A 25,220-nucleotide genomic window follows, 5' to 3' on the forward strand; every position below is an offset into this window, starting at 1 on the left:
CCGGCCCGGTCAACGCTGGTCGGTGGGCTGACGCCGGAACCGGGCTACCAGCCGGCGCCAGTAGAGCTTGGCCGCCACCGCCGCTCCGGCCACCCCACCGACCACCGCCTGCACGATCAGGCTGCCGGACCCCGCGTCCAGGTAGGCCAGGTGCATCACCGGCTGCTCCCTTCCCTCGCCGTCATGGAGGCCGGCCACGCTGAGGCATTTAGCCATTAAAGCCGGACTTGTCTCCTGCACACCGTACGCGGCGCCAGCCGGCCGTGAAGGCCACACCGGTCACTGGGCCCACGTCCGTTCCGTTCAAGACGACCGGCCCCGTCCGCCCCTACCGTGACCGCCATGACACCTCACTTCGACCTCATCGGCATGGCGGTCACCGACATGGCGCGCACCCTGGACTTCTACCGTCGGCTGGGGCTGGCGATCCCGCCCGGCGCGGAGCGCGAGTCGCACGTGGAGGTCGCCCTGGACAGCGGTATCCGGCTGGCGTGGGACGCGGTCGACATGATCCGCAGCTTCGACCCGCACTGGACAGCACCCACCGGAGGTCCTCGGGTGAGCCTGGCGTTCCGCTGCGCCGACCCGGCCGAGGTCGACCGCTGGTACGCCGAGCTGACCGGGGCGGGACACCACGGCCACCTGGCGCCCTGGGACGCCTTCTGGGGCCAGCGGTACGCGGTCCTCCACGACCCGGACGGCAACGGCGTGGACCTGTTCGCGCCCCTGAACCCGTGATCGCTGGGCGGGGTCGACGGGTCAGCTCTTCAACAGCAGGGTGGGTGGAACGCCGGCCAGCTCCCGGACATCGCGGGTGAGGTGGGCCTGATCGGCGTAGCCGGAGCGGGCAGCCACCTCCGCGAGGGGCGTACCTGCGCGGGCCAGGGCCAACGCCCGCTGCATGCGCAGGATGCGGGCGAGGGTCTTCGGGCCGTACCCGAAGAGGCTCAGGCTGCGTCGGTGCAGGACGCGCGGGCCGAGGCCGACCTCGGCGGCGGCCGCGGTGACGCTGGTCCCGGCGGCGAGCAGGGCGGCGACCTGTACGCCGAGCGGGTCCGGCCCTCCGGCGGCGGCCAGCCGGGCGGCGACGACGGCCTCCAGCCCGCCGGCGGTCGGCCGCTCGCCCAGCCGCTCGGCGACGTCGGTCGCCGCCCGGCCCCAGAGCGCGTCCAGCGGAACCCGGCGGTCGCGCAGCTCGTCGGCGGGGACGCCGAAGACGGCGGGACCGATGCCCGGTGGCAGCCGCAGCCCGAGCCACCGCTCCCCCGACGTCGGGTCGGTGAGGTACGCGGTGCGGTCCGGGCCGGCGACGAGGAGCCCGGACCGGCTGGACCAGAGCAGGTCCAGGCAGCCGTCCGGCAACACCCGGGTGGGCGCGCCGCCGCTGACGCTGGTCCAGCGCACCGCGCCGGGCAGGCCGGCGGGGAACTCCCGGTACATCCGCCCAGCCTGCCACGCCCGGGCTAGATTGCGGCGGTGCGATGGACGGTGCTGGACGCGGCGTTGGACTCCTCGGGGCGGGGCCGGGGCGAGGAACGCGCGCCGGGCGCGCTGCGGGCCGCCGGCCTGCTGGAGCGGCTCGACGCGCGGGACGGCGGAGCGGTCGACGCCCGGATCGACGATCCGCGGCGGGACCCGGCCACCGGCCTGATCGGCGCCGCACAGGTCCGCCGGGCGAGCAGCGCGATCGCAGCGGGGGTGGCGCGGGTGCGCGCCGCCGGAGACCGTCCGCTGGTGCTCGGCGGGGACTGCACGATCCTGCTGGGCGTCTTCCTCGGCCTGCCCGCCGGTACTGGCCTGTGGTTCCTGGACGGTCACGTCGACTTCTTCGACGGCCGGACGTCGGAGACCGGCGAAGGGGCGGACATGGAGCTGTCCACCCTCACCGGTCACGGCCCCGACCTGTTCGGCCGGGCGCTGATCGACCCCGCGCAGGTCCGGCTGCTCGGTCACCGCCCGCCCTACGACGATCCGAGCCGGCGGGAGGCCGGCCGGGTCGACCCCCGGGTGGTCCAGCTCCCGGCGCCCGCGCTGCGGCGACGCGGCGCCGCGGAGGTCGGCCGGGAGCTGGCCGCGGACGGGTCCGCGCCGGCCTGGCTCCACCTCGACCTCGACGTGCTCGACCCGCGTGCGCTGCCCGCGGTGACCTACCCCGAGCCGGGCGGCCTCGACTGGGACGACCTGCTCGCGCTGGTCGGACCGCTGGCCCGGTCCGAACGACTGCTCGGGATGAGCGTGGCCGACTTCAACGCCGACGAGGACCCCGACGGGCGCCACGCGCCGCGTCTCGTCGAGGTCCTCGCGACCGCTCTCGCCTGCTGATGGTTGGTCAGGGGCGACGGTGATGCATGCCCAGCCGGAGCAGCAGGAACCGCAGCGCGGTGGCGGCCAGGTTCGCCGCGACCAGGACCGCCAGTTCCACCGGGCGGGGCGGCTCGGCGGTCACGCCGTGCAGGGCGGCGAGGGACCCGCTGGTCAGCGCCAGCCCGAGGACGAAGGCGGCCAGCCCCTGGAGGTGGTGCCGGGCGGCGTGCCGGCGCCCGGAGATGCCGAAGGTGAGCCGGCGGTTCGCGGCGGTGTTGGCCACCGCGGTCACCAGCAGGGCCAACAGGTTCGCGGCCTGTGCCCCCAGCGCACCCCGGGTCGCCACGAAGAGCACCAGGTACGCCAGGGTGCTGGCCACCCCGACCGCGGCGAACCGGGCGAGCTGCCGGGGCAACCCGACCGGTACCTGCGCCGGCGGCGCGGTCAGCGGCGCCCGGCCGAGCTGCGCGCGCAGCTCCGCCAGCGGCAGCGCCCCGGTGACCAGGGCGCCGGCCAGCCGGCCGATGCCCCGCAGGTCGGCCAGGGCGGTGGCGACGATGTCCACCCGGCTGTCCGGGTCGTCCACCCAGTCCACCGGCACCTCGTGGATGCGCAGGCCGGCCCGTTGGGCGAGGACCAGCAGCTCGGTGTCGAAGAACCAGCCGGTGTCCCGCACCAGCGGCAGCAGCCCGGCGGCCACGTCGGCGCGGATCGCCTTGAACCCGCACTGCGCGTCGGAAAAGCGCACCGCGAGGGTGCCGCGCAGCAGCAGGTTGTAGCCGCGCGAGATCACCTCCCGCCTGGCGCCCCGGACCACCCGGCTGGTCCGCGCCAGCCGGGTGCCGATGGCCAGGTCCGAGTGGCCCGAGATGAGCGGCGCGACCAACGGCAGCAGCGCCGCCAGGTCGGTGGAGAGGTCCACGTCCATGTACGCCAGCACCGGCGCCGGAGAGGCCGCCCAGGCGGCGCGCAGCGCCCGACCCCGGCCCTTGGCGTCGAGGTGCAGCACCCCGACCTCCGGCAGCTGCGCGGCGAGCGCCTCGGCCACCGCGAGGGTGCCGTCCACGCTGGCGTTGTCCGCCACCGTGATCCGGAACGGGTACGGGAAGTGCGCGGTCAGGTGGGCGTGCAGCCGCCGCACGCGGGGACCGAGGTCGGCCTCCTCGTTGTAGACCGGCACCACCACGTCCAGCACCGCCATGGGCGTCGTCGGCCGGGCCTGCACCGGCGCCCGGGGAGCACTCGGAAAGGTCATCGCTCAGCCCTGCTTTCCACTGGTCAGGTCGTAGACGGTGACCCCGTCGACGGTCTTCGCGGTGAAGTTCTCGGCGACCCAGGAGGCGATCTCCTCGGAGGCGGAGCTGCCGCCGTTGGCCCGGAACCCGCCGCCGCCGATGAAGTAGTGGATCTTCCCGTCGGCGACGTACCGCTGAAACTGGGCGAGGGTCGGCGACGGGTCGCTGCCGTTGAAGCCGCCGATGGCCATCACCGGCTGCCGCGTGGCGAGCTGGTAGCCCGAGGCGTTGTTCGTGCCGACTGCCGCCGCCACCCAGGCGTAGGCGTCGGCGTCGGCCTCCAGCAGGGACTTCATCTCGGCGCTCGGCTCCCGGGCGTCGAGCAGCCCGCCCACGCCGCCGCGGCCGTCGCCGCCGGGGATCTGCCCCTGCCCGCCGCCGGGGAAGCCCGGGAACTGCCCGTTCTGGCCGGTCCCGCCGTTCTGGCCGCCACCCGGGAAGCCCGGGAACTGGCCGCCGGGGAACTCCCTGCCACCGGGCAGCCGGCCGCCGGGGAAGCCGCCCCGGCCGGGCCCGAAGGCGCCCTGCACGAACGGCCCCGCAGTCGGGATCGCGCCGGTGTGCGGCGTCGACGCGGTGTTCAGCGAGTACGCCACCGGCCCGGCCAGCGCGGCGGCCGCGCCGAGCGCGAGCACCACCGGGGCGACCCGGCGCGGCAGCCGGTCGGCGAGGACGATCAGCACGGCCGCGGCCAGCCCGACGACCAGCACGGCGGTGCGCAGCCAGGGGTGCCAGTCGGCGCTGCGGCCCAGCAGCCGCCACGACCACCAGGCGGTGACCGCGAGGGTGACGGCGAGGGCGACGGTGGCGGCCAGGGCGGGCCGCCGAGCGGCGGGCCGGTCGACACCGCCGGTGGCGTCGCGGGCCGGGTCCGCACCGGAGGCGGTCGACGCGTCGGCAGGCGCGGCACCGGACGCGGCCGGCGGCATCGCGGGCGCGGCCGACCGGCCGGGCGACGGGGCGACCGGGGTGCCGGCGAGCGGCGGGACCGGGCCGGCCGAGGTGGCCGGGGTGTACCCGCCGGCCGGGGTGGGGGCGGCGGCGACCGGGGCGGTGCGCTCCCGCCACAGCAGGGTGGTCCCGATGCCGACCAGGGCGCCGACGGCAGGCGCGAGCGCCACCGTGTAGTACGCGTGGAAGATCCCGGACATGAAGCTGAAGATCAGCCCGGTCACCAACAGCCAACCGCCCCAGAGCACCAGGCCGGCCCGCCGCCGGTCGGTCCGCGCCGCCCGGCCGGCCACCACCAAGCCGGCCACCAGCAGGATCAACGCGGCCGGCAGCAGCCAGGAGATCTGGCCGCCGACCTCGGTGTCGAACATCCGCAGCCAGCCGGTCTGCCCGGAGAACGGACCGCCGCCGCCCATCGGGCCGCCGCCGACGCTGCCCTCCTCGTTGCCGGTGATCCGGCCGAGGCCGTTGTAGCCGAGGGTCAGCTCCAGGATGCTGTTGTGCTGCGACCCGCCGATGTAGGGACGGGCGCTCGCCGGTACCAGCTCGACGACCGCCACCCACCAGCCGGCGGCGACCACCACGGCCAGCCCGGCCAGCAGCAACTGCCGGATCCGCCGCCCCAGCCCGGTCGGCGCGGCCAACAGGTACACCCCGGCGAAGACCGGGATCACCAGGAACGCCTGGAGCATCTTGGTGAGGAAGCCGAATCCGACCAGCGCGCCGACCAGCACGAGCCACCGGGTGCTCGCCGTCTCCACCGCACGCACCGTGGCGTACGCGGCGGCGACCAGGAGGAACACCAGCAGCGCGTCGGGGTTGTTGAACCGGAACATCAGGGTGGCCACCGGGGTCGCCGCGAGCACCGCGCCGGCGAGCAGCCCGGCCACCGGGCCGTACCAGCGGCGGACGGTGGCGTACAGGACGCCGACGGAGGTGACGCCGACCAGCGCCTGCGGCACCAGGATCGACCAGCCGCTCAGCCCGAAGATCCGGACGGAGAGCGCCATCAGCCAGAGGGACGCCGGGGTCTTGTCGACGGTGATCGAGTTGGCCGCGTCGGACGCGCCGTAGAAGAACGCCTTCCAGCTCTCCGACCCCGCCTGCACGGCGGCAGAGTAGAACGAGTTGCCCCAGCCGGAGGCGCCGAGGCCCCACAGATAGAGCAGTCCGGTGGCGAGCAGGAGAGCCAGCAGCGCCGGCCGCGCCCAGCGAGGGTGGCCCGGAGCGGGCTCGGGCGGCGGTCGGTCGCCGTCGACGCGGGCGGGTTCGGGTCCGACCGCGGTGGGCTGCGGCGACGAAGCGGTGCTCGCCGCGGTGGGTGACCTGGTCGCGGGCGCGGTCAGCACGCTCTCTGTTCTGTCCATGCCGGCAAGACTCGGGCGGCCCGCTGGCCCGGCCCCGTGAACGACCTATGCGTCGGCTGTGGAATCCGGCAGCCACACCGTGAAGACCGTGTGGCCGGGGCGGCTGACCACGTCGACCCGACCGTGGTGGGCCTCCACCACGGCGGCCACGATGGCCAGACCCAGGCCGGTGCTCCCGTGCGCGCGGGACCGGGAGCTGTCCCCGCGGGCGAACCGCTCGAAGACCTCTTCCTGCAGGTCGGGTGGGACGCCCGGCCCGTCGTCGGCGACGCTGAGCTCGACCCCGCCGGCGACCAGGGACAGCCGGGTGGTCACGGTCGTGCCGGGCGGGGTGTGCACCCGCGCGTTGGCGAGCAGGTTCGCCACCACCTGGTGCAGCCGGGCCGCGTCCCCGGTCACGGCCATCGGCTCGTCGGGCAGGTCGAGCTGCCAGCGGTGCTCCGGGCCGGCCACGTGCGCGTCGCTGACCGCGTCGACGACCAGCGCGGTCAGGTCGACCGGTTCGGCCGCCAGTGGCCGGCCGGAGTCGAGCCGGGCCAGCAGCAGCAGGTCGTCGACGAGGCTGGTCATCCGGGTGCTCTCCGACTCCACCCGGCGCAGCGCGTGGGCCACGTCCGGCGGCACCCGGTCCCGGCCGCGCCGGGCCACCTCGGCGTACCCGCGGATGGCCGCGAGGGGGGTACGCAGCTCGTGGCTGGCGTCGGCGACGAACTGGCGTACCCGCATCTCGCTGGCCTGCCGCGCGGCGAGCGCGGCGGCGACGTGGCCGAGCATCCGGTTGAGCGCCCCACCCACCTGACCCACCTCGGTACGCGGGTCGGTGTCGGCCTCCGGCACCCGCACCGACAGCGCCACCTCGCCCCGGTCCAGGGGCAGCTCGGTGACCCGGGTCGCGGTGGCGGCGACGCGGTTCAGCGGGCGCAGGGTGGCCCGGACGATGAGCGCGCCCAGGCTGCCAGCGATGATCAGCCCGGCGGTGACCACGCCGGCCTGGGCGAGGATCATCCACATCACCGTCTCCTGCAACCGGGCGAGCGGGATCGCGAAGATCAGGATGTCCCCGTCGGGCACCTGCCGGGCCACCGCCCGGTAGTCGCCCCGGTCACCGAGGTCGACGGTGCGGGGCTGCCCGTCCGTGGGCTGCCGGGTCAGCGGGGCCACCTCGCCGGCCGGGACGTCTTCGGCCGGTCCGGCGGTGGTCCGGATCCGGCTCGACACGACCTGGCCGGCCACCACCTTGACCGCTACCGATTCTGGCGGGAAGCCGGGCGGGGGATCGAGGGCCCGCTGCTGATCCGCCGTCCGGGTCCACTCGGGCTGCTCCCGGAACCACGGCGGGAGGTCCTGCTGCCGGCGGTCGCCGGCGGTGATCTGGTCGTCGACCTGGGCGATCAGGAAGTGTCGCAGGGCGACCGTGGTCAGCCCGCCGATACCGATGCTGACCAGGGCGAGCAGCGCCACCACGGAGAGCACCAGCCGGCGGCGCAACGACCAGCCGGCCAGCCGGCGCCGCAGCCGCCCGGGAGGGTCACTCCGCGGGCTTGAGGACATACCCCGCGCCGCGCAGCGTGTGGATCATCGGCGCACGGCCCGCGTCGATCTTCTTGCGGAGGTACGAGATGTAGAGCTCGACGACGTTCGCCTGGCCGCCGAAGTCGTAGTTCCAGACCCGGTCGAGGATCTGCGCCTTGCTCAGCACCCGACGCGGGTTGCGCATCAGGTAGCGGAGCAGCTCGAACTCGGTCGCGGTGAGGGTGATCAGGTCACGGCCCCGGCGTACCTCGTGGCTGTCCTCGTCCAGGCTGAGGTCGCCGACGGTGAGCACGGCGTCCTCCCGGGTGGCGACCGCGAAACCGGAGCGGCGCAGCAGGGCCCGCAGCCGGGCGATCACCTCCTCCAGGCTGAACGGCTTGGTGACGTAGTCGTCGCCGCCGACGGTGAGCCCGGCGATCCGCTCCTCCACCGCGTCCCGCGCGGTCAGGAAGAGCACCGGCACGGTCGGGGTCTGCTCGCGCAGCCGGCGCAACACCTGGAAGCCGTCCAGGTCGGGCAGCATCACGTCGAGCACCACCGCGTCGGGCTGGAACTGCCGGGCCGTGCTCAGCGCCGCCATCCCGTTGCCCGCGCTGCGAACCTGCCAGCCCTCGTAGCGCAGGGCCATCGAGAGCAGGTCGGTCAGCGTCGGCTCGTCGTCGACCACCAGCACCCGCACCGGTTCGCCGTCGGGTCGGCGCAGCTCGATCCGGCCCTGCGCGGCCTGCCCCTCCATGACCATGTCCCCCATCGTGGGCCACCCCGCTGTACCGGGCCTGTCCCAATCCTGTGTACCAGCTGTGCGGCGCGGCCGGGAGGTACGCGGCCCCACCTCGGCGTCCCGGCGTCGGCATGCCGCCTGCCGGCCCCGGCGCGTCCGGTGCCCCGACCCCGCCCGGGACGGCCGACGCACAGCGTGGCCACAGGTCCGACCCACGTGCGCTCCAGCGACGGCACGCAGGCTGCCGACATGAGTTTGAACGGGACCTTCGAGATCCGCTGGTGGTGGTGGGACCGGCCGGTGCGGGTGGCGGTGACCGAGCGGACGGCGCTGCCGGCGGCCCGGCACGCGGTCGCGGGCCGACTGGCCGCGCTGCGCACCGCCGAGGCGGAGCTGGCCCGGGCGCACCGCGCCGCCGGTCGCCCCGTCCCGGTCGGCCCGCTGCTGCGGGACCTGGGGGCCGTGGCGCTCGGCGCGGCCGAGGCCAGCGGCGGCGCCGTCGACCCGACGGTAGGGGCGGCCCGGCTGCGCCGGACGGCCGTCCGGGGGCTGCTGCCGGTCTGCGGCGCCGGGGTGGGGCCGGTGGGCCCGACGGCGGACTGGCGGGCGGTGACGCTGCGCGGGGAGCTGCTGGCGGTGCCGCCGCCGAGGTGGCTGGACCTGGGCGGCACCGCCACCGCGTACCTGGCGCAGCGCTGCGCCGAACAGGTCGCGGCCCGGCACCGGACCGGGGTGCTGGTCGCCGTCGGTTCCCGGATCGCCGCCGCCGGGACGGCCCCGGACGGCGGGTGGCCGGTGGCGGTCGACGGCGGTCCGGTCACCCTGACCGGCGGCGCTCTGGTCACCGCGGACGGGCACCGGCCGGACGGCGGCGGGGCGCGCGACCCGCGTACCGGAGCGGCGCCGGCCTCGCCCTGGACGGCGGTGACGGTCGCCGCGCCGGACGCGGCGCGGGCCGCGATGCTCGCCATCGCCGCGCTGGTCCGCGGTCCCGACGGCCCGCAGTGGCTGGCCGGGCAGGGCATCCGGGCCTGGCCGGTGGCGCGCCCGACGGCCCCTCCGCAGCCCGCTACCCGGTGGTGACTTGCCGGGCATGTCCATCGATGGTGTTCGCCCCGGCCCGCCACCTCGACCTCACCGGCTGCGGCCACGTGCCGATGCACGACGATCCGGAGCTCGTCGCCTCGGTCATCCTCGACACCATCCGCGCCGCCCCGGCCTGACCGGAGCGGCGGTGGCGTCACTCGGTCGCGCCGAGCGGATCGGTGCGGACGAAGCGCATCGTCCAGGTGCCGTACCCGTCCCGGTGGTCCCGCTCGTAGAGGTGGTCCGGTCCGCCGCCGGCCGGCGCCGGGGCGCGATCGGGATGGCGCATGATCCACCGCTGCGGTGGCCCGCCGTCGGGGCCGGCCGGCAGCTCCCGGACCAGGTCGTGGGCGGGTCCGCCGACGAACCGTACGCGCACCTCAGCCACCCGCACACCCTCCGTCCTCGGGCCGGCACCCGACGTCACCGGGCCCCCTGCAGGGGAAGCTACCCCGCCGCGGCCGGCCCGGCCGGCAAACTCCCGGCGGTTTGCCCAGCTCGGGCCCCGGGTACCGCGTCCCGAAGTGCCGGGACGGAATCCCGGGCCGGACGCAGGACGAGGAGTGGTCGATGAAGACGCTGGGCGGGCGGTACGAGCTCGAACAGCGCGTCGGCATCGGCGGGATGTCGGAGGTCTGGCGGGCCCACGACCTCGTGCTGGACCGTTCGGTCGCGGTGAAGCTGATCTCGCCCAGCCTGGACGGCGAGGCGACGTCGGTGGAGCGGATCCGGACCGAGGCGAGGTCGGCGGCCCGGCTGGTGCACCCGAATGTGGCCAGCGTGCACGACTTCGGCACCTCGACGACGATGCCCGGCCGCGAGGCGCCCTACATCGTGATGGAGCTGGCGGAGGGCGAGACGCTGGCCGCTCACCTGCGGGAGGGCCCGCTGGACTGGCGGATCGCCGTCCGGGTCTGCGCCGAGGTGAGCGCCGCGCTGTCCGCCGCGCACGCGCACGGCATCGTGCACCGCGACGTGAAGCCGGCAAACGTGATCCTCACGCCGTCGGGTGTGAAGGTCCTCGACTTCGGCATCGCCACCTCGGCCGGCGCGACGGACCACACCCCGGACGGCATCGTGGTGGGCACCCCTGCCTACCTGGCCCCGGAGCAGCTGGACCAGCAGCCGGCCACCCCCGCCGCGGACATTTACGCCCTCGGCGTGCTGCTCTACTACTGCCTGACCGGCCGCCTGCCGTACGCCGCGAGCAGCACCACCCAGCTGCTGGGCGAGCGGAAGCGGCAGGCGCCGGAGCCGCTGCCCGAGATCGAGGGGCTGCCGGCGGAGGTCGCCGACCTGTGCCGGCGCTGCCTGGCCGACGACCCGGCCCAGCGGCCCAGCAGCCTGATGGCCGCGCTGCTGCTCGCCGAGGTGGTGGACGCCCGGGTCTACGTGCCGATGCTGACCGCGACGCCCCGGCAGCGGATCGCCCCGGTCTCCCCGTGGACCGACCGGGCGGCGGCCGAGTCCACCGAGGCGATGGTCGTCGACCGGCACCCGACGGAGTGGGCCCGCTGAGCCCTCCCCCCGGAGCCCGGCCCGGTTTCAGGCGGCGGGGGCCGGGTAGCCGGGCGGGTGAGTGACGGGAGGAACGCGATGCCGGATCCGAGTTCCTGGCTGCACGAGGCCACCGCGACCGCCGCTGGCGGACACGTACGCACCGACGACGGTGGGCTCTCCACCGCCCTGGCGTCGCCGCTGGCGCCGCACTGCACCGGGCTGAAGCCCGAGCAGTTGCTCGCCGCCGCGTTCGCGTCCTGCCTGCATCACGCGGCGGTGGAGGCCGCCGCCGACATCACCAATGAGGCGCACACGGTCCAGGTGACCGCGGAGGCGAAACTGGGCCGCGACGACGACGGCCGGTACCGGGCCGACGTGCACGCCGAGATCTCCTCGGCCGGGCTGACCCGGGAGCAGCTGGCCGACCTCGTCGCGTACGCGGACCGGCTCTGGCCGTTCTCCAGCGGCGACAACAGCCGGCACCGGCTCACCGTCACCCCGGCCGAGAACGGCCGGCACTGAGCCACCCGGCTCACCAGCGGAAGCCGGCGGTCACCGCCCGGTGGTCGCTGTCCGGGGTGTGCAGGACGCCGGCCGCCGTCGGGGTGAGTCCCCGGTAGAGCACGTGGTCGGGCCGGGTCACCGGCAGTTCCGCCGGCCAGGTGAAGCCGAAGCCCTGCCCGGCGTCGGCCTGCGCGTCGCGCAGCAGCCGGGTGAGCGGCACGAAGACCCGGTCGGTGGTGGCGGTGTTCAGGTCGCCGAGCACGATCAGCCGTGCCGCGTCGTCGCCGCGGACGGTCGAGGCCAGCGCGGCCAGTGTCTCGTCCCGGGTGGCGGTGTGTCCCGCCCGGGCCGAGCCCAGGTGGACCACGTAGACCACCAGGTCACCGCCCGGGACGGCGACCACGGCGCGCAGCGCCCGGGTCCAGCCCAGGCCGGTGTCCACCCCGGTGGTGTCCCGGATCGGCCACCGGCTCCACAGGGCGACCGTCGACACGGCGGCCCGGTGCGGGTACCGCTGGCGCAGCGCGGCGTCGACCCGGTCGTCGTCGTCGACCTCCTGCAACGCGATCAGGTCGGCGTCGGAGCCGGCGAGCGCGTCGACGGTGGCGGCGGGGTCGGGGTTGCCGGAGCGCAGGTTCTGGCTGGCGACGCGGATCGCGGCCGGTCCGGCTCCGGCCGCCGGTGGGAGCCACGCGCCGCCGTAGAGCGCCGCCCAGACGACCGCCGGGAGCAGCACCGCCACGAGGGCCCGCCGGGACCGGCGCAGCAGCGCGGCGAGCGCCAGCAGGGGTACGCCGAGGCCGAGCAGCGGGGAGGCGCTGTCGAGCAGGCTGCCGAAGCCGTGCACGTTGGGGACCGCCCGGTGGCCGGCGAGCAGCGCGGCGAGCAGGACGGCGAGCAGGCAGACAACCCACCCCCGCCGGTCCCGGCCGCTGGGTCCACCGGTCGCCCGCTCGTCGATCACACCTTCCGTCACCGTCCGCATCGTATCGACCGGTGGTCGGCGTGGGCGGGCCGACGGCCGCAGTCGGGTCGACGGGGGTCGGCCGGGGCGGACCGGCACCTCCGGAGGACCGGCCGCCGACAGGTCGGTGGGGTGACACATGGGCCGAACGGAGGAGGGGTCCGCACGCCGTACGGAAAATGATCTTCCGCGTTGTTCGCCCCGCTAGATCGCTAATATGCGACAAATCCGAAACGCCGGGAGCGCCGGCTTCATGGTTGACCGAGGCTAATGCCCAGGCGGATCATGGCAAATTGTGGCGCAAGCCACCAACCGACCCGATGGCAAGCGGCGGGAAGCTCTCTAACCTCGGCGGGTGCCTCCCGACGACTCCCCCGCGCAGAAGCAGACCGAGACGACGCCCGCCGGCCGTCCCACCGATGTCGCATCAGCCGAAAGGACGATCGGGCGCCACCGGGCCCCGGAAGCACGACGCCGCGGACCCCTCGCCTCGATCCCGGCCCGGGTCGCCGTCGCCACCGGTGTGACCTGCTGTCCCGGCCTGGTCGCCTTCGTCGGCGCCCGGGACACCGGCCAGCGCCACGAGCCGGTACGCGAGGTGATGGCCGACCGCGCGGCGGCCGCCGCCGAGGCGGATCAGCGCGCCTCCCGTGACTTCGAGCGGACCGCCGCGCCGGTCGCCGTACCGGTCACTCCGATCCCGGCCGCCACCCCCAGCCCGGCGGCGACGAAGAAGGCCCCGCGGAAGCCGGTTCGGCCGAAGCACCCCCGGCCGGTCGCCGGCCTGGACCAGCGCCAGATGGACAACGCCAAGGTGATCGTCGACGTCGGGCGGGACATGAAGCTGCCACGCCGGGCCCTGGTCGTGGCCATCGCCACCGCGATGCAGGAGAGCAACCTCTACAACCTGGCCAGCAACGTGCTGCCGGAGTCGTACGACTATCCGCACCAGGGCAGCGGCGCCGACCACGACTCGGTCGGGCTGTTCCAGCAGCGGCCCAGCAGCGGCTGGGGCACCGTCGCCGAGCTGATGCGTCCGGCGCTCGCGGCCCGGGCGTTCTACGCGGGGCTGGTCGAGGTGCCCGGCTGGGCGGACCTCAGCATCACCGAGGCCGCCCAGGCCGTGCAGGTCTCCGCCTTCCCCGACGCGTACGCCCAGCACGAGGAGCGGGCCACCACGGTCGTGGAGGCGCTGGCCTGAGCCGCGCTCAGGCCGCGCTCCGCTCCGACGGCGGCTCGACCGGGGAGTCGGTGACGGCGGCCGCCACCCGGGTCGCCGGCACCCCGCTGCCCGGCACGGCCGCTGCGGCGGTGGGCGTGTCGGCCGGCACCGGATCCACGGCCAGGCCGGCGAGGAACTGGTCGACCCCGGCCTCCCGCCGCCGGCGGGCCAGCAAGGCCGCCTCGAAGTCGCGGCGGGCCTGCACCGCCTCGGCGTACGCCCGCTCCCGGACCAGGCGGGCCTCGGCGCGGGCGTCGTCGAGTTCGCCACGGGCCCGGGCCAGCAGCCCGGCCGCCTCCCGCTCCACCTCCGTCGCGCCGGCCCGTACGGCCGCCACGTCGGCCACCTCCGGCGTGCCCCGCCGGTCGAGCAGTTCGCAGAGGTGGGTGGCCTCCTGCCGGATCTGATCCCACTCGCGACCAGCTCCGGCGGCGCTCTCCGCCCGCGCCGCGAGCCGGGTCAACCGGATCCCCAGCTCGTCCAGGCAGGAGTCCACCTGCCGCTGGTCGTAACCGGTGTCAACGACGGAGAACCTCATACTGTCGCCCCCCAGGCAGCTGATGTGTCTTCCCCACCTGCCGATCCTGGGGGCTGCCGGCGACCGCCGGGGCGGTTCGAGAAAAATGTTCAGCATCCGAGGGCGGTCGACGACCGGCGGCCCCGCGTGGACAATCCGCGGCCCGCACCCGGCACCGGCCGGTACGGATCCGGACGAACGAGGCTCAGGGGCGCTTGGGCAGCACGACCACGCGGCCGAAGAACTCGTCGATGCGCCGTACCACGTCGTTGAAGTCGTCCAGGTCGATCGGCTTCGTCACGTACGCGTTGGCCTGCAGCGTGTAGCTGCCGACGATGTCGGTGTCCGCGTTCGACGTGGTCAGCACGACGATCGGGATGGTGCGCAGGTCCTCGTCCCGCTTCACCTCGCCGAGCACCTGCCGGCCGTCCATCCGGGGCATGTTCAGGTCGAGCAGGATCATGTCGGGGCGGCGGGCGTCGGCGTGCCGGCCCTTGCGCCGGAGGAACTCCATCGCCTCCTGGCCGTCGTTGACCACGTCGATGACCTTCTCGACGTCGGAGTCCCCGAGGGCCTCCTCGATCATCAGAACGTCGCCCGGGTCGTCGTCCACCACCAGGATACGAACGGGGCTCGGGGTGCCTGGACCCATGGAATTACCTGCTTCGTGTCGGTGGCGGAACGGGACCTCTCGGTCACCTCCTGGCGGGGAAATCTAGCCCATCACGGGCGCTACGGCGAGGCCGGGTTGGGCGTGTCCGCGTCGTAGTCGAGGACCTCGGCGAGCCCGGTCAGCCGTAGCACCCGCTCCACCCGCCCGCCGGCCCCGGTGACCCGGAGCCAACCACCGTCGGCCGAGGCCCGGTTGTCGCCGCGGACGAACGCCGCGATGCCGGTCGAGTCGCAGAAGGTCAGCGCGGTGAGATCGATCAGCAGGTACCGCTCGCCGTCGGCGGCGAGCCGGTCGATGGCGGCGTTGAGCTGCGGGGCGGTGCTCAGGTCGAGCTCACCGGCGAGCCGCAGGCACACCCCACCGCCGTCCTGCTGGGCGTACGTGACGGTGAACGTCAACGTGGTCCCTCTCGCTCCCTCACCGCAGGCGGAATGCTTGCAGGGCGGCAAGTATACCCAGGAGCCGCCCTCTGTCAGCGCCGACCGGTCAGCGCGGCGCCGGCCCCGCCGGCCCGTTCACCAGCGCTCGGCCGCCGTCGACAAACCGTGCGGCCCGGGGAAAGTCCCGCAGCACCTGTCCATAGTGGTCGAGGGTGAGCCCGACGGCGGCCGCGGGCACCCCGCCCCTGGCGTGGAAGTTGGGGTGGCCCCCGACCCTGGGACCAGGGGTCGGGGGCCGGGGAGGTTGGCTCAGGCGGCGGCGACCGGCTGCAACCGCGGGCCCGTCGACCGCAGCTCCTCCGCCGCGGATGGCTCCGCGTCGTCCGGTTGGCCGGAATCGGGCGTCTGGAAGAGATAGCGGACGAACTCCCCACCCGCCTCGTTGTCGTCCGCTCCGGGCCACTGTCCGACACAGTCGACGCCGACCACCTCACGGCCGCTCCCGTCGTTCTCCTCCAGCAGCGCCCACAGGGTCACCGCGTAACTGCGGGTGGCCTCGGGGGTCAACTGCCACCGGGCGTACCAGCCGGGTCGGGCGGGGACGATTTCGACGATTCTCTTCATGACGACCTTCCCTTCCGCGTGCCTCGGAAGTTTCCCGGTCCGCCCCGATCATGGGCCGCCCTCGGGTGAACGCCCCTCACCCCCAGCGAATGAAGCTGACGTCCGGTGCCCGTCGGACGCCGGACGCGGCCGTTTCCTTCCCCGCGAGGACGGGAAGGCGACCGGCGGAACGGGGGAACCCGACGAGGAACGAGGTGCGACGATGCGCAAGCAGATGGAGGGCGACAACCAGCGCCGCCGGGCTCTGGCCCGGCAGGCCCGGGAGCGCGGTCGGCAGGCCAGCCAGACCGGTGCGAGCCTGAGCGCGTCCAAGCAGGTCACCTCCCTGGACCGGGGGAAGCGGGCGGGCCCGCCACCGGCCGGGCGGCACAAGCCGGAAACCACCCGGGGCGGTCCCGCTCCGCCGCCGGCCGGCGTGCGGCAGAACCTGCGGCCACTCACTGAGCCCGGCAAGGGCGCACCCGGGGTGACCACTCTCGGGTACCGCGCCCTGGTCGACGACGTCTGCCGCCGGGCCGGGGTCGACTTCACCACGGCCAAGGTGGGCGCCGAGGCGACCGTGTTGGCGCTGGCATGGGCGTTGGACGAGGCGGCGCGGGAGCGGCTGCTCGAGGCGGTGCCGATGAAGCTGCACGACGTGGTGCCGGTAGACGGCATCGACCGGCACCACGACCTGGCGGGCTTCCTCGCCGAGGTGGCCCGGATCAGCGGGCGCACCCCGGAGCAGGCGCGCTACCAGGCCGAGGCGACCCTCGCAGCGCTGGCCGACGCCGACAGCGATCTCGTCGAGTCGCTGCGCGTACCGGACGGGTTGCGGGACCTGCTCGCGCCGGCGGAGCCCGGCGGTGGCCTGGTGGGTCCGACGTCGGCCACGGCCCCATTGGACGAGCAGGAGCTGAGGGACGCGCTCAGCCGCCTGCGGTACTGGTCGAGCGACCGGCAGTCGCTGGTCCGCACGATCGAGCTACCACCGGACAACCTTGACCGGGTGCTCGACCGGCTCGACCAGCTCCGGACCGAGGTCGGCCGCGCCCCGCAGATCGGCCGGCCGGACCCGGACAGCGCCCTACTGACCGTCCGGACCCAACGGGTCGACGGGGTGACCGCCCTCGACGTCGACCTCGCCCGCCGGGTCGACGACGCCATCGAGGAGGTCGGCGCCGGGATGAACGCCGGCTGAGCCGCCAGGGCCGGCGGGCGCGGCACCCGCCGGCCCGACCCGGCCGGCCACCCACCGCGTGGGCTAGCGTTGCCGGCCATGGAGAGCGCCGCCGACGACCTGGCGCTGGTCGTCGACCCGGCCCGACGGACCGGGCGTACGCTGCTCGCCTCCGGCGTCGCGCAGTCCTACGTTGACGTCGTCGACCCACGCCACCTGCATTTCGAGTACGTCCGGCGGATGGCCGCGGTGATCGACGTGGCCGCCCCGCCGGGCCGGCCGCTGACGGCGCTGCACCTGGGTGGCGGCGCGCTCACCCTGCCGCGCTGGCTGGCCGCCACCCGCCCCGGATCGGCGCAGCTGGTGGTCGAGCGGGACCGGGCGGTGGTCGACCTGGTCCGCCGGGAGTTGCCGCCGCTGCCGCCCGAGGTGGCCGTGGAGGTCGCCGACGCCCGGGACGCCGTGACCGCCGCCCCACCGGGTCGGTACGACCTGGTCGTCGCCGACGTCTACCGGGCGGCCCGGATGCCCGGGCACGTGGCCAGCGTCGAGTTCGCCGCGGAGGTGGCCCGGGCGCTCCACCCCGACGGTGTCTACCTGGTCAACGTGACCGACCTGCCGCCGCTGGCGTTCGGCCGGGCCCAGGTGGCCACCCTGCGCGCGGTCTTCGCCGACGTCTGCCTGGTCGCCGACCGGCGGATGGTGCGCGGGCGCCGGTACGGCAACCTGGTGCTGGCCGCCGCGTACCGCCCCGACCGCCTGCCGGTACGCCGGCTGGCCGCCCGGGTGGCCGGCGACCCCCTACCCGGCGCGGCGCTGCACGGCCCGACGCTGGACGCCTTCGTCTCCGGCGCCCGACCCGCCACCGACGCCGGCATCGCCGGGGCCTGACCCGCAGCCCTCCCGGGCGTGCCACGTGCCGGCCGGCGCGCGCGCCCGACCGGACCGTGCCGATCGCTCTGCGGGCCGGGCGGCGCCCGGTCGGGTGCGACGCGATCTGCGGGGTTTTTCCGGTGCCCGGCCGGGTAGCCGCGCCGGATGAGCGACGCCCAGGACCGGTTCACCGCCCGTCGGGCGCTGATCGTCATCGGCCTGGTGCTGGCCACCCTGGTCGCGCTGGCCCTGGTCTGGGCCACCCGGCAGGTGCTGACCTGGGCGCTGGTCGCGGCGTTCTTCGCGGTGGCCCTGAAACCGCTGGTCGACCGGCTGGAACGCCGCTGGGTGCGGCGCCGGGCGCTGGCCACCCTGCTGGTCTTCCTCGCCGCCTTCGTCCTGCTCGGCGCCCTCCTCGCGATGATCGTCCTGCCGCTGACGAACGAGGTGGGCCGGTTCGCCGACCGGGCGCCGGAGCTGTTTCGGGAGACCCGCGCCGGCCGGGGGACGGTGGGCGAGGTGCTGACCCGGCTCCGGCTGCGGGAGTACGCCAACAGCCACGCCGACCAGCTCCAGCGGTACGGCTCACGGCTCGGCCAGTCCACGGTCGGGCTGGTGCGGGGCGTGCTGCAGACCATCGCCGGGCTGGTCACGGTGATCGTCCTGGCGTACCTGATGGTGCTGGAGGCCCCGAAGATCATCGCCGGAACGTTGGCGCTGGTGGGTGACGGCGGGGCGGAGCGGGTGCGCCGCATCGGCCGGGACTTTTCCCGCGCCATCACCGGCTACCTCACCGGCAACCTGCTGATCAGCGTCATCTTGGGCGCCCTGACCTTCCTGCTGCTCTATTTCACCGGCGTGCCGTTCGCCGGGGTGATCGCCCTGCTGGTCGCCATCGCGGACCTGATCCCGCTGGTCGGCGCGACCCTGGGCGGAATCATCGCAGTCGGGGCCGCGTTCCTGCACTCCCCCACGACGGGCCTCGTCGTCCTGGTCTCCTTCATCGTGTACCAGCAGGCGGAGAACCACCTGCTGGCACCGGTCATCCTGTCCCGGGCGGTCCGGCTGAACCCGCTGACCGTGCTGCTCAGCGGGCTGCTCGCGGCGGAACTCGCCGGTCTGCTCGGCGCCCTGCTGGCCATCCCGGCGGCGGGCATGGCGCAGATCCTGCTCCGCGAGTTCGCCCCGAAGGGGCTGCGCGCCGTGCCGTCACCCGCCACCGGCACCGCCGATCCGCCGGGCAGCGCCAACGCCTCGACCGTGGACGGCGGGCCGAAAGACCCGCCGGCCGGCGGGCGGGCCCCCGAGACCGGTGGGAACCCGCCGCCGGCCGGCGGCTGACCCGCTCAGGATCGCCGCGCCACCATCTCGGGCGACTCGCTCTCCAGCGGTACGGCGTTGGCCGGGACGAGGCCGAGCTGCACGGCCGGACGGGACAGGGCGGCGTCGAGCATCCAGTCGGCCCCCACCCGGGCCCGGTTGCCGGGCATGGCCAGCAGATGGTAGGCCCGCGTCACGGCCTTCGCCGGCAGGCCGGAGAGCGAGACCTTCAACGGATTCGCCGCGGCGTCCTTGCCGCCCAGGTCGACCACCCAACCCAGGTCGTAGTGCTTGTACGGCTTCCGCTTGCCCTGCACGTACGAGGCGGCGATGTTCTGCGCGGCCAGCTTCCCCTGCCGTTGGGCGTGCTGGGCGGTCATCGTGCAGATCTGGCCGGGCCGGGTCAGGTCGGGCACCGCGGCCGCGTCGCCGCACGCGTACACCTCGGGGTAGCCGGGGACGTTGAGGTACTCGTCGACCACCAGGCGGCCCTTCTCGGTGCGCAGCCCCAGTTCGGCGACGAACGGGTCGGGGCGTACCCCGACGCACCAGACCAGGCTGCAGGTGGGCACGTACTCGCCGTCGGTCAGCATCACCCCGTCCGGGGTGGCCTCCGACACCGAGGTGCCCATCCGCACGTCGACGCCGCGCCGCCGGAGCACCCGGTCGGCGGTTCTGGACATGCGCTCGCCCAGCTCCGGCAGCACCCGGGGCGCGACGTCGAGCAGCATCCAGCGCGGGCGGACCGTCAGGTGCGGACGTTGGGCGACCAGCCGGTCGGTGAAGAGCTGCCCGTGCGCGGCGACCTCGGTGCCGGTGTAGCCCGCGCCGACCACCACGAAGGTGGTCCGCGCCCGCTGCTCGGCCGGGTCTTCGGTCAGCTCGGCCAGTTCGACCTGCCGGACCACGTGGTCGTGCAGGTAGAGCGCCTCGGGCAGGCCGCGGAAGCCGTGCGCGTACTCGGTCACCCCGGGGATCGGCAGCAGCTTGTTGACGCTGCCGACGGCGAGGACGAGCCGGTCGTACGCCAACTGGCCGCGGTCGCCCTCCTGCTGCCGGTAGCCGACCCAGCGGTTCTGCAGGTCGACCCGGTCCGCCTCGCCGATCACCACCCGGACGCCGTCCAGGGTGCCCGACAGCGGCACCGAGATCCGGGTCGGCTCGACCACCCCGGCGGCGACCTCGGGCAGCAGGGGCAGGTAGAGGAAGTAGTCGGTCGAGTTCAGCAGGACGATTTCGGCCCGCTTGCCGGCGAGCCGGCTCAACGTCTTCGCCGCGTGGTATCCGGCGAACCCGGCCCCCACGATCACCACACGAGGTTTCGTCATGCCCGCTGCCGTTCCCGTCGACACGCCGGACAAACGTGCGGTCCCGCTGCCGTTCCCGTCGACACGCCACGCACTCATCCACTTCGGACTATATAGACAAGTATCGCCCGGTGGGGCGAGGATGCGCTGATGGGAACCCACGAGACCGCTGAAGGCCGGCCCACGAGGTCGACCCGGCGCACCTTCCTGACCGCCGCCACCGTCGCCGTGCCGCTCGCCACCGTCGCCGTACCGCTCGCCGCCGCGCCGGCCGCGGCCGCGGAGGCCGGCCCGCCGCCCGGTCCGGGCCGGCCGGCCCGGCCGCAGCCCCCGGACCGGGAGCTGTCCGCGCTGCTGCGGGAGGTCGACCGCGACCGGATCGAGGCCACCGTCCGCCGGCTGGCCGCCTTCGGCACCCGGCACACCCTCTCCCGCCAGGACGACCCGGTCCGGGGCATCGGCGCCGCCCGGGACTGGATCTTCGCGCAGCTCTCCGGGTACGCCGCCGCCTCCGGGGGCCGGATGACCGTGGAACTGCAGTCGTACGTCCAGGAGCCCGCCTCCCGGATCCCCACCGCGACCCTGATCACGAACGTGGTGGCCACCCTGCGCGGCGACTCCGCCCCCGGCCGCACCTACGTCGTCACCGGCCACTACGACTCGCGGGCCACCGACGTGATGGACGCGGTCAGCGACGCACCGGGCGCCGACGACGACGCCTCCGGCGTGGCGGTGCTGATGGAGCTGGCCCGGCTGATGGCCACCCGGCGCACCGAGGCGACCATCGTCTTCGCCGCCGTCGCCGGCGAGGAGCAGGGCCTCTACGGCTCGGGCTACCTGGCGAAGCAGTTGAAGGCGGCCGGCGTCGATGTCCAGGGCATGTTCAGCAACGACATCATCGGCAGCAGCACCGCCGACGACGGCACCCGCGACCCGCGCGCCGTCCGGCTCTTCGCCGAGGGTGTGCCGACTGCCGAGACGCCGGCCGAGGCGAACACCCGGCAGTCGGTGGGCGGCGAGAACGACTCCGCCTCGCGGCAGCTCGCCCGCTTCGTCAACGACGTGGCCGACAACGACGCGACCGGGATGCGGGTGCGGGTGATCTACCGCCGGGACCGCTACCTGCGCGGCAGTGACCACATCTCGTTCCTGCGGGAGGGCTGGCCCGCCGGCCGGTTCACCGAGCCGAACGAGGACTTCGCCCACCAGCACCAGGACGTCCGGGTGGTCGACGGCGTCCAGCACGGCGACCTGCCGGAGTTCTGCGACTTCGACTACATCACCCGGGTCGCCCGGGTGAACGGGGCGGTCATCTGGTCCCTGGCTCAGGCGCCGGGCACCCCCAAGGGGGCCACCATCGTCACCACCAACCTCACCAACGACACCACGCTGCGCTGGCAGCGCGGCGCCGAGCCGGACCTGGCCGGCTACGAGGTGGTGTGGCGGGAGACCACGGCCGCCGAGTGGCAGAAGGTGATCCCGGTCGGGGACGTCACCGAGGTGACGATCGACCTGTCCAAGGACAACGTCTTCTTCGGCGTCCGGGCGGTGGACCGGGACGGGCACCGCAGCCCGGTGGCGTTCCCGAAGCCGGGGAGCTGATCGCCGGCTCATCCGTACCGGGTGGGGTCGCCTCACCCGGCGGCGGCGGAGAGTGGTGGGACCGCGAGAGAGGGAGGAAACGACATGGCGGTCCGGACCACGGTGCGTCCCTCGCCGGAGGACATCGTCCCGCTCCACCCCGCGCACGGCTACCGGCTGCGGCGGCAACGGCACCCGATCGGGGTACGTGGCGGGCCACGGCGGGCCCCGCGGGGATACCGGTTGGACGACGCCGCGCGGCATCAGGTACGCGCCGCCTACGAGTTGCGGGAGCGACAACTGGCCCGTGCCCTGATGGCGGCGGGCCGACAGCCCGGTGACGCGGCGGAGAACCTGGTCGGGCAGCTCGAGCAGCGGATGGACGCGTTGGTGCACCGCTCGGGCTTCGCCCGCTCGATCGACGAGGCCCGGGGCCTGGTCGCCCACAACACGTTCACGGTCGACGGCGGCAAGGTCAACCGGTCCTCGTACCTGGTCCGCCCCGGGCAGACCATCCGGGTGCGGCCGGAGCGGCAGTGCCAGGCCCCGGTCGCGGTCGCGGTCGCCGGGTACGCCGAGGGCGACGCCCCGCCGTACCTGGAGGTCCGGCCGGAGCGGTTCACCGCGACGCTGACCCGGGAGCCGCAGCGGCAGGAGGTACCGGTGCTGCGGGACCTCCCCCTCGCCGTCCGGGCGGAGGAGAGGAGCGGATCATGAGCATGCCGATCCCGAACGACCGGCGGGTGCCGACGTACCTGCAGCAGAGTGGCCGCCCGGACCTGACGCCCCGGCAGCGGCGGCGCGTCGAGCACAAACAGGCGCGGCTCGAGCGCCTGACCGGGCAGCGTTCCCAGGCGCGGGGGCCCGGACGCTGAGCCGACATCCGGTGGCGGTCGCCGTAGGGCGACCGCCACCGCGCCGTCAGGCGGGTTCCGGCGCGGTGATCGCCCAGCGCTCGTGGTCCCGCCACGCCCCGTCGATGAAGAGGTAGTCCGGGGAGAAGCCCTCCAGCCGGAAGCCCAGGCGGCGGGCCAGGCCCTTCGACGGCTCGTTGCCGGGCTGGATGTTCGCCTCCAGCCGGTGCAGCCCCAGCGCGGTGAAGGCGTGGTCGAGCACCAGACCGACGCCGGCCGAGGCGTGCCCGGTCCCCGCGTACGGCAGGAAGGCCGCGTAGCCGAGGTAGCCGCCGCGCAACGCGCCCAGCACGATGCCGCTGATGGTCGCGTACCCGGCGATCTCCCCGGTGGCCCGGTCGCAGAGCAGGTAGCCGGACGTGCCCCGTCCCCGCACCTTACCCAGGTATGCGGCGTAATTCTCCGGGTCGTCTGCGGCGGTGAGCCACGGGTGGTGCAGGTCCCGGCTGCGCCGGGCGGCGGCGACGAACTCGGCCTCGTCGGCGGGGCGGGGCCGACGGATCCCGACCCGCCCGTCGGTGCGCAGGTATCTCACGTGGCCACACTCTCGTGCACCGGCCCGGCCGACGTCCAACCGGGGTCGCGGACCGGGCCGCCGGCCGCTAGCGTGACCCCTCGACGGCAGGAGGTCGATCATGGGTATGGCTCTTCTCGGCACGGTGCTGGCTCCCGCTTCGCCGCTGGGGACCGCGGTGTCCTGACCCGAGCCGTCCGGCGCCCCGCGCCGCCCGGCCCACCGGCGCTCCACCGCCGGCCCAGCGACCCCGCTCATCGCCCGGCCCCCGCCGGCATGACCGGGGTCCGCCTCGACACCGCCCCTCGCCGCGAAGCGATCAGGTGACCCGCCTTCCGCGCGGGTCCTCCGTCATGGCGTGACCACGCCATCCCACATCGCTTCCGAGGGAGTTCCTCGTGTTTCCGGACAACCCGTCCGGGCGCCCCGTCGCGCCCGGACGTCACACCCCTGCGCGGTGGTCGGCATGACCGCCACCGCGTCCACCGGCCGTCTCGGCCCCGACTTCGTCCGCCTCTGGACCGCCAGCGCCGTCTCCAACCTGGGCGACGGTGTCACCATGGTCGCCGGACCGCTGCTGGTCGCCTCGCTCACCCGGGACCCGGCCGCCCTGGCCGCGGCGGTGCTCGCCCAGCAGCTGCCCTGGCTGCTCTTCGCCCTGGTCAGCGGTGCACTGGTGGATCGGCTCGACCGGCGCCGGCTGATCATCGGCGTAAACGTCGGCCGGGGCCTGGTGCTGGCCGCGCTCGCCGCCACGGTGCTCGCCGGACAGGCCACCGTGCCGCTGATCTGCCTGGCGTTCTTCCTCACCGGCGTCGGGGAGACCCTGGCCGACACCGCCACCGGGGCGCTGCTGCCATCGGTGGTCCCGCCGGAACGGCTGGAGCAGGCCAACAGCCGGCTCTTCGCCACCTTCGTGCTCGGCAACCAGTTCGCGGCGAAGCCGCTCGGGGCGTACCTCTTCGTGCTCGCCGCGGCGGTGCCGTTCGCGTTCGACGCGGCCACCTTCGGGCTGGCCGCGCTGCTGCTGGCGCTGCTGCGCTGGCGTCCGGTGCCACCGGCGGCGCCGGAGCCGGCGGGCAGCGGCCCGCACCGGTCGCTGTGGGCCGACATCGCCGACGGGGTACGCGCGCTCTGGGCCGTGCCGGTCCTACGCACGCTCGCCGGCTGCATCGCGGTGATGAACGTGGCGTTCTGCGCAGCGTTCGCGGCCTTCGTGCTCTACGCCCGGCAGCGGCTCGGCCTCGCCGAGGTCGGCTACGGCGTACTGCTGACCGCCTCTGCGTTCGGCGGCCTGGCCGGCACGGCCCTGGCGCCCCGGCTACGGGCCCGCTTCGGCACCCCGACGCTGCTACGGGTCGGGCTGCTCGTCGAGGTCGGGCTTCAGGTGGTCCTCGCGACCACCCGGCAGCCCTGGGTGGCCGGGGCGGCGCTGGCCGTCTGGGGCGTGCACGCCATGACCTGGGGGGTGCTGGTCGTGTCGCTGCGGCAGCGGCTGGTGCCGGACCGGCTGCGCGGCCGGGTGAACAGCGGGTACGCCCTGGCCGATCTGGGCGGGGCCGCCGTCGGCACGGCGACCGGCGGCCTGATCGCTCAGGCGACGGGGAGCATCGTCGCGCCGTTCTGGCTGGCGGGCATCGCGATGGCCCTGCTCACCGCGCTGGTCTGGCGGCGGCTGGGCGCCGCCGACGGCTGACCGGCACCGCCGGTGGGGAGGTCGGGCCGACCTCCCCACCGGCGGTCGCTGTGTCCTGGGTCACAACCCAACCGCCGCCTGACGGTCGCCCGGACGTCATGTCCACGTCCCCGGTCCGACGACTGGTTCCACCAGCGTGGTGTCGTGCCGGAGAAGCCGGCCGACCAGCGGAGGACCAGCGGTGGGACAGGACGACACGACGGCCGTGCCGCGCC

The 25,220-nt window shown here is 74.9% G+C and carries 27 protein-coding genes; 13 read left to right on the top strand and 14 right to left on the bottom strand.

Annotated elements, in window-relative coordinates:
- Nucleotides 1–9 precede the first annotated feature (9 nt).
- Complete coding sequence (locus SLP03_RS13585) at nt 10–159, bottom strand: hypothetical protein (RefSeq protein ID WP_165439974.1); 150 nt, start codon at nt 157–159, stop codon at nt 10–12.
- Nucleotides 160–342: 183 nt separating this feature from the next.
- On the opposite strand from SLP03_RS13585, the gene SLP03_RS13590 reads away from it, so the two are divergent.
- Nucleotides 343–738, top strand: coding sequence for a VOC family protein (locus SLP03_RS13590; protein ID WP_319460937.1), 396 nt, complete (start codon nt 343–345; stop codon nt 736–738).
- Nucleotides 739–759: 21 nt separating this feature from the next.
- Here SLP03_RS13590 and SLP03_RS13595 read toward each other — a convergent pair whose 3' ends face one another.
- Entirely contained in the window at nt 760–1,440 is a 681-nt protein-coding gene (locus SLP03_RS13595; protein WP_319460938.1) for a helix-turn-helix transcriptional regulator, read from the bottom strand.
- A 36-nt stretch (nt 1,441–1,476) separates the two neighbouring features.
- Here SLP03_RS13595 and SLP03_RS13600 point away from each other — a divergent pair, with 36 nt between their 5' ends.
- The gene (locus tag SLP03_RS13600; protein ID WP_319460939.1) at nt 1,477–2,322 is read left to right on the top strand and encodes an arginase family protein; all 846 of its coding nucleotides are present in this window, start codon (nt 1,477–1,479) and stop codon (nt 2,320–2,322) included.
- A 7-nt stretch (nt 2,323–2,329) separates the two neighbouring features.
- Here SLP03_RS13600 and SLP03_RS13605 read toward each other — a convergent pair whose 3' ends face one another.
- From SLP03_RS13605 to SLP03_RS13620, 4 genes are read right to left on the bottom strand one after another with little or no spacing between them, the layout of a single operon-like run.
- Entirely contained in the window at nt 2,330–3,559 is a 1,230-nt protein-coding gene (locus tag SLP03_RS13605; RefSeq protein ID WP_319460940.1) for a glycosyltransferase, read from the bottom strand.
- A 3-nt stretch (nt 3,560–3,562) separates the two neighbouring features.
- Nucleotides 3,563–5,917 carry a glycosyltransferase family 39 protein gene (locus tag SLP03_RS13610; RefSeq protein WP_319460941.1) on the bottom strand — a complete coding sequence of 785 codons (2,355 nt, stop codon included), beginning with the start codon at nt 5,915–5,917 and terminating at the stop codon, nt 3,563–3,565.
- 45 nt (nt 5,918–5,962) lie between these two features.
- On the bottom strand, nt 5,963–7,468 hold the full coding sequence (locus tag SLP03_RS13615; protein ID WP_319460942.1) for an ATP-binding protein: 1,506 nt from the start codon (nt 7,466–7,468) through the stop codon (nt 5,963–5,965).
- Nucleotides 7,446–8,192, bottom strand: coding sequence for a response regulator transcription factor (locus SLP03_RS13620; protein WP_319460982.1), 747 nt, complete (start codon nt 8,190–8,192; stop codon nt 7,446–7,448). The genes SLP03_RS13615 and SLP03_RS13620 overlap by 23 nt, the downstream gene beginning before the upstream one ends.
- A gap of 228 nt (nt 8,193–8,420) precedes the next feature.
- Here SLP03_RS13620 and SLP03_RS13625 point away from each other — a divergent pair, with 228 nt between their 5' ends.
- Nucleotides 8,421–9,254, top strand: coding sequence for an FAD:protein FMN transferase (locus SLP03_RS13625; protein WP_319460943.1), 834 nt, complete (start codon nt 8,421–8,423; stop codon nt 9,252–9,254).
- A gap of 157 nt (nt 9,255–9,411) precedes the next feature.
- Here the strand turns inward: SLP03_RS13625 and SLP03_RS13630 are convergent, their stop codons facing one another.
- Nucleotides 9,412–9,645 (bottom strand): hypothetical protein, encoded by a 234-nt coding sequence (locus tag SLP03_RS13630; RefSeq protein ID WP_319460944.1) that lies wholly within the window; start codon nt 9,643–9,645, stop codon nt 9,412–9,414.
- A 182-nt stretch (nt 9,646–9,827) separates the two neighbouring features.
- On the opposite strand from SLP03_RS13630, the gene SLP03_RS13635 reads away from it, so the two are divergent.
- Together SLP03_RS13635 and SLP03_RS13640 are read left to right on the top strand one after the other, a co-directional pair.
- Nucleotides 9,828–10,775: a serine/threonine-protein kinase gene (locus SLP03_RS13635; RefSeq protein WP_319460945.1), complete on the top strand. Its 948-nt coding sequence runs from the start codon at nt 9,828–9,830 to the stop codon at nt 10,773–10,775.
- Nucleotides 10,776–10,853: 78 nt separating this feature from the next.
- Entirely contained in the window at nt 10,854–11,279 is a 426-nt protein-coding gene (locus tag SLP03_RS13640; RefSeq protein WP_130334938.1) for an OsmC family protein, read from the top strand.
- 10 nt (nt 11,280–11,289) lie between these two features.
- Here the strand turns inward: SLP03_RS13640 and SLP03_RS13645 are convergent, their stop codons facing one another.
- Complete coding sequence (locus SLP03_RS13645) at nt 11,290–12,237, bottom strand: endonuclease/exonuclease/phosphatase family protein (protein ID WP_319460946.1); 948 nt, start codon at nt 12,235–12,237, stop codon at nt 11,290–11,292.
- A 343-nt stretch (nt 12,238–12,580) separates the two neighbouring features.
- On the opposite strand from SLP03_RS13645, the gene SLP03_RS13650 reads away from it, so the two are divergent.
- Complete coding sequence (locus SLP03_RS13650) at nt 12,581–13,426, top strand: hypothetical protein (RefSeq protein ID WP_319460947.1); 846 nt, start codon at nt 12,581–12,583, stop codon at nt 13,424–13,426.
- Between the two features lie 7 nt (nt 13,427–13,433).
- Here the strand turns inward: SLP03_RS13650 and SLP03_RS13655 are convergent, their stop codons facing one another.
- From SLP03_RS13655 to SLP03_RS13670, 4 genes are all read right to left on the bottom strand, one after another.
- A complete protein-coding gene (locus SLP03_RS13655) occupies nt 13,434–13,985 on the bottom strand; it encodes an ATPase (RefSeq protein ID WP_319460948.1) in 552 nt (183 codons plus the stop codon).
- A 184-nt stretch (nt 13,986–14,169) separates the two neighbouring features.
- Nucleotides 14,170–14,616 (bottom strand): response regulator, encoded by a 447-nt coding sequence (locus SLP03_RS13660; protein ID WP_319460949.1) that lies wholly within the window; start codon nt 14,614–14,616, stop codon nt 14,170–14,172.
- Between the two features lie 80 nt (nt 14,617–14,696).
- Nucleotides 14,697–15,035 (bottom strand): STAS domain-containing protein, encoded by a 339-nt coding sequence (locus SLP03_RS13665; RefSeq protein WP_319460950.1) that lies wholly within the window; start codon nt 15,033–15,035, stop codon nt 14,697–14,699.
- Between the two features lie 291 nt (nt 15,036–15,326).
- On the bottom strand, nt 15,327–15,641 hold the full coding sequence (locus tag SLP03_RS13670; RefSeq protein WP_319460951.1) for a hypothetical protein: 315 nt from the start codon (nt 15,639–15,641) through the stop codon (nt 15,327–15,329).
- 202 nt (nt 15,642–15,843) lie between these two features.
- Here SLP03_RS13670 and SLP03_RS13675 point away from each other — a divergent pair, with 202 nt between their 5' ends.
- From SLP03_RS13675 to SLP03_RS13685, 3 genes are all read left to right on the top strand, one after another.
- Nucleotides 15,844–16,821 carry a DUF2267 domain-containing protein gene (locus tag SLP03_RS13675; RefSeq protein WP_319460952.1) on the top strand — a complete coding sequence of 326 codons (978 nt, stop codon included), beginning with the start codon at nt 15,844–15,846 and terminating at the stop codon, nt 16,819–16,821.
- A gap of 78 nt (nt 16,822–16,899) precedes the next feature.
- Nucleotides 16,900–17,691: a fused MFS/spermidine synthase gene (locus SLP03_RS13680; protein WP_319460953.1), complete on the top strand. Its 792-nt coding sequence runs from the start codon at nt 16,900–16,902 to the stop codon at nt 17,689–17,691.
- Between the two features lie 147 nt (nt 17,692–17,838).
- Entirely contained in the window at nt 17,839–19,014 is a 1,176-nt protein-coding gene (locus tag SLP03_RS13685; RefSeq protein WP_319460954.1) for an AI-2E family transporter, read from the top strand.
- Between the two features lie 5 nt (nt 19,015–19,019).
- Here the strand turns inward: SLP03_RS13685 and SLP03_RS13690 are convergent, their stop codons facing one another.
- Nucleotides 19,020–20,321: an NAD(P)/FAD-dependent oxidoreductase gene (locus SLP03_RS13690; protein WP_319460955.1), complete on the bottom strand. Its 1,302-nt coding sequence runs from the start codon at nt 20,319–20,321 to the stop codon at nt 19,020–19,022.
- A gap of 129 nt (nt 20,322–20,450) precedes the next feature.
- Between SLP03_RS13690 and SLP03_RS13695 the strand changes: the two genes are divergently transcribed.
- From SLP03_RS13695 to SLP03_RS13705, 3 genes are all read left to right on the top strand, one after another.
- Entirely contained in the window at nt 20,451–21,902 is a 1,452-nt protein-coding gene (locus SLP03_RS13695) for a M20/M25/M40 family metallo-hydrolase (protein ID WP_319460956.1), read from the top strand.
- An 84-nt stretch (nt 21,903–21,986) separates the two neighbouring features.
- Nucleotides 21,987–22,598, top strand: a complete 612-nt coding sequence (rpsD, locus tag SLP03_RS13700; RefSeq protein WP_319460957.1) for a 30S ribosomal protein S4 — start codon at nt 21,987–21,989, stop codon at nt 22,596–22,598.
- Nucleotides 22,595–22,756, top strand: coding sequence for a hypothetical protein (locus SLP03_RS13705; protein WP_319460958.1), 162 nt, complete (start codon nt 22,595–22,597; stop codon nt 22,754–22,756). Before rpsD ends, SLP03_RS13705 begins: the two co-directional genes overlap by 4 nt.
- Before the next feature lie 46 nt (nt 22,757–22,802).
- Here SLP03_RS13705 and SLP03_RS13710 read toward each other — a convergent pair whose 3' ends face one another.
- On the bottom strand, nt 22,803–23,330 hold the full coding sequence (locus SLP03_RS13710) for a GNAT family protein (protein WP_319460959.1): 528 nt from the start codon (nt 23,328–23,330) through the stop codon (nt 22,803–22,805).
- 445 nt (nt 23,331–23,775) lie between these two features.
- Between SLP03_RS13710 and SLP03_RS13715 the strand changes: the two genes are divergently transcribed.
- On the top strand, nt 23,776–25,005 hold the full coding sequence (locus SLP03_RS13715; protein ID WP_319460960.1) for an MFS transporter: 1,230 nt from the start codon (nt 23,776–23,778) through the stop codon (nt 25,003–25,005).
- The last annotated feature ends 215 nt before the right edge of the window (nt 25,006–25,220 follow it).

The organism is Micromonospora sp. RTP1Z1 (genome assembly GCF_033804685.1).
Taxonomy (GTDB): domain Bacteria; phylum Actinomycetota; class Actinomycetes; order Mycobacteriales; family Micromonosporaceae; genus Micromonospora.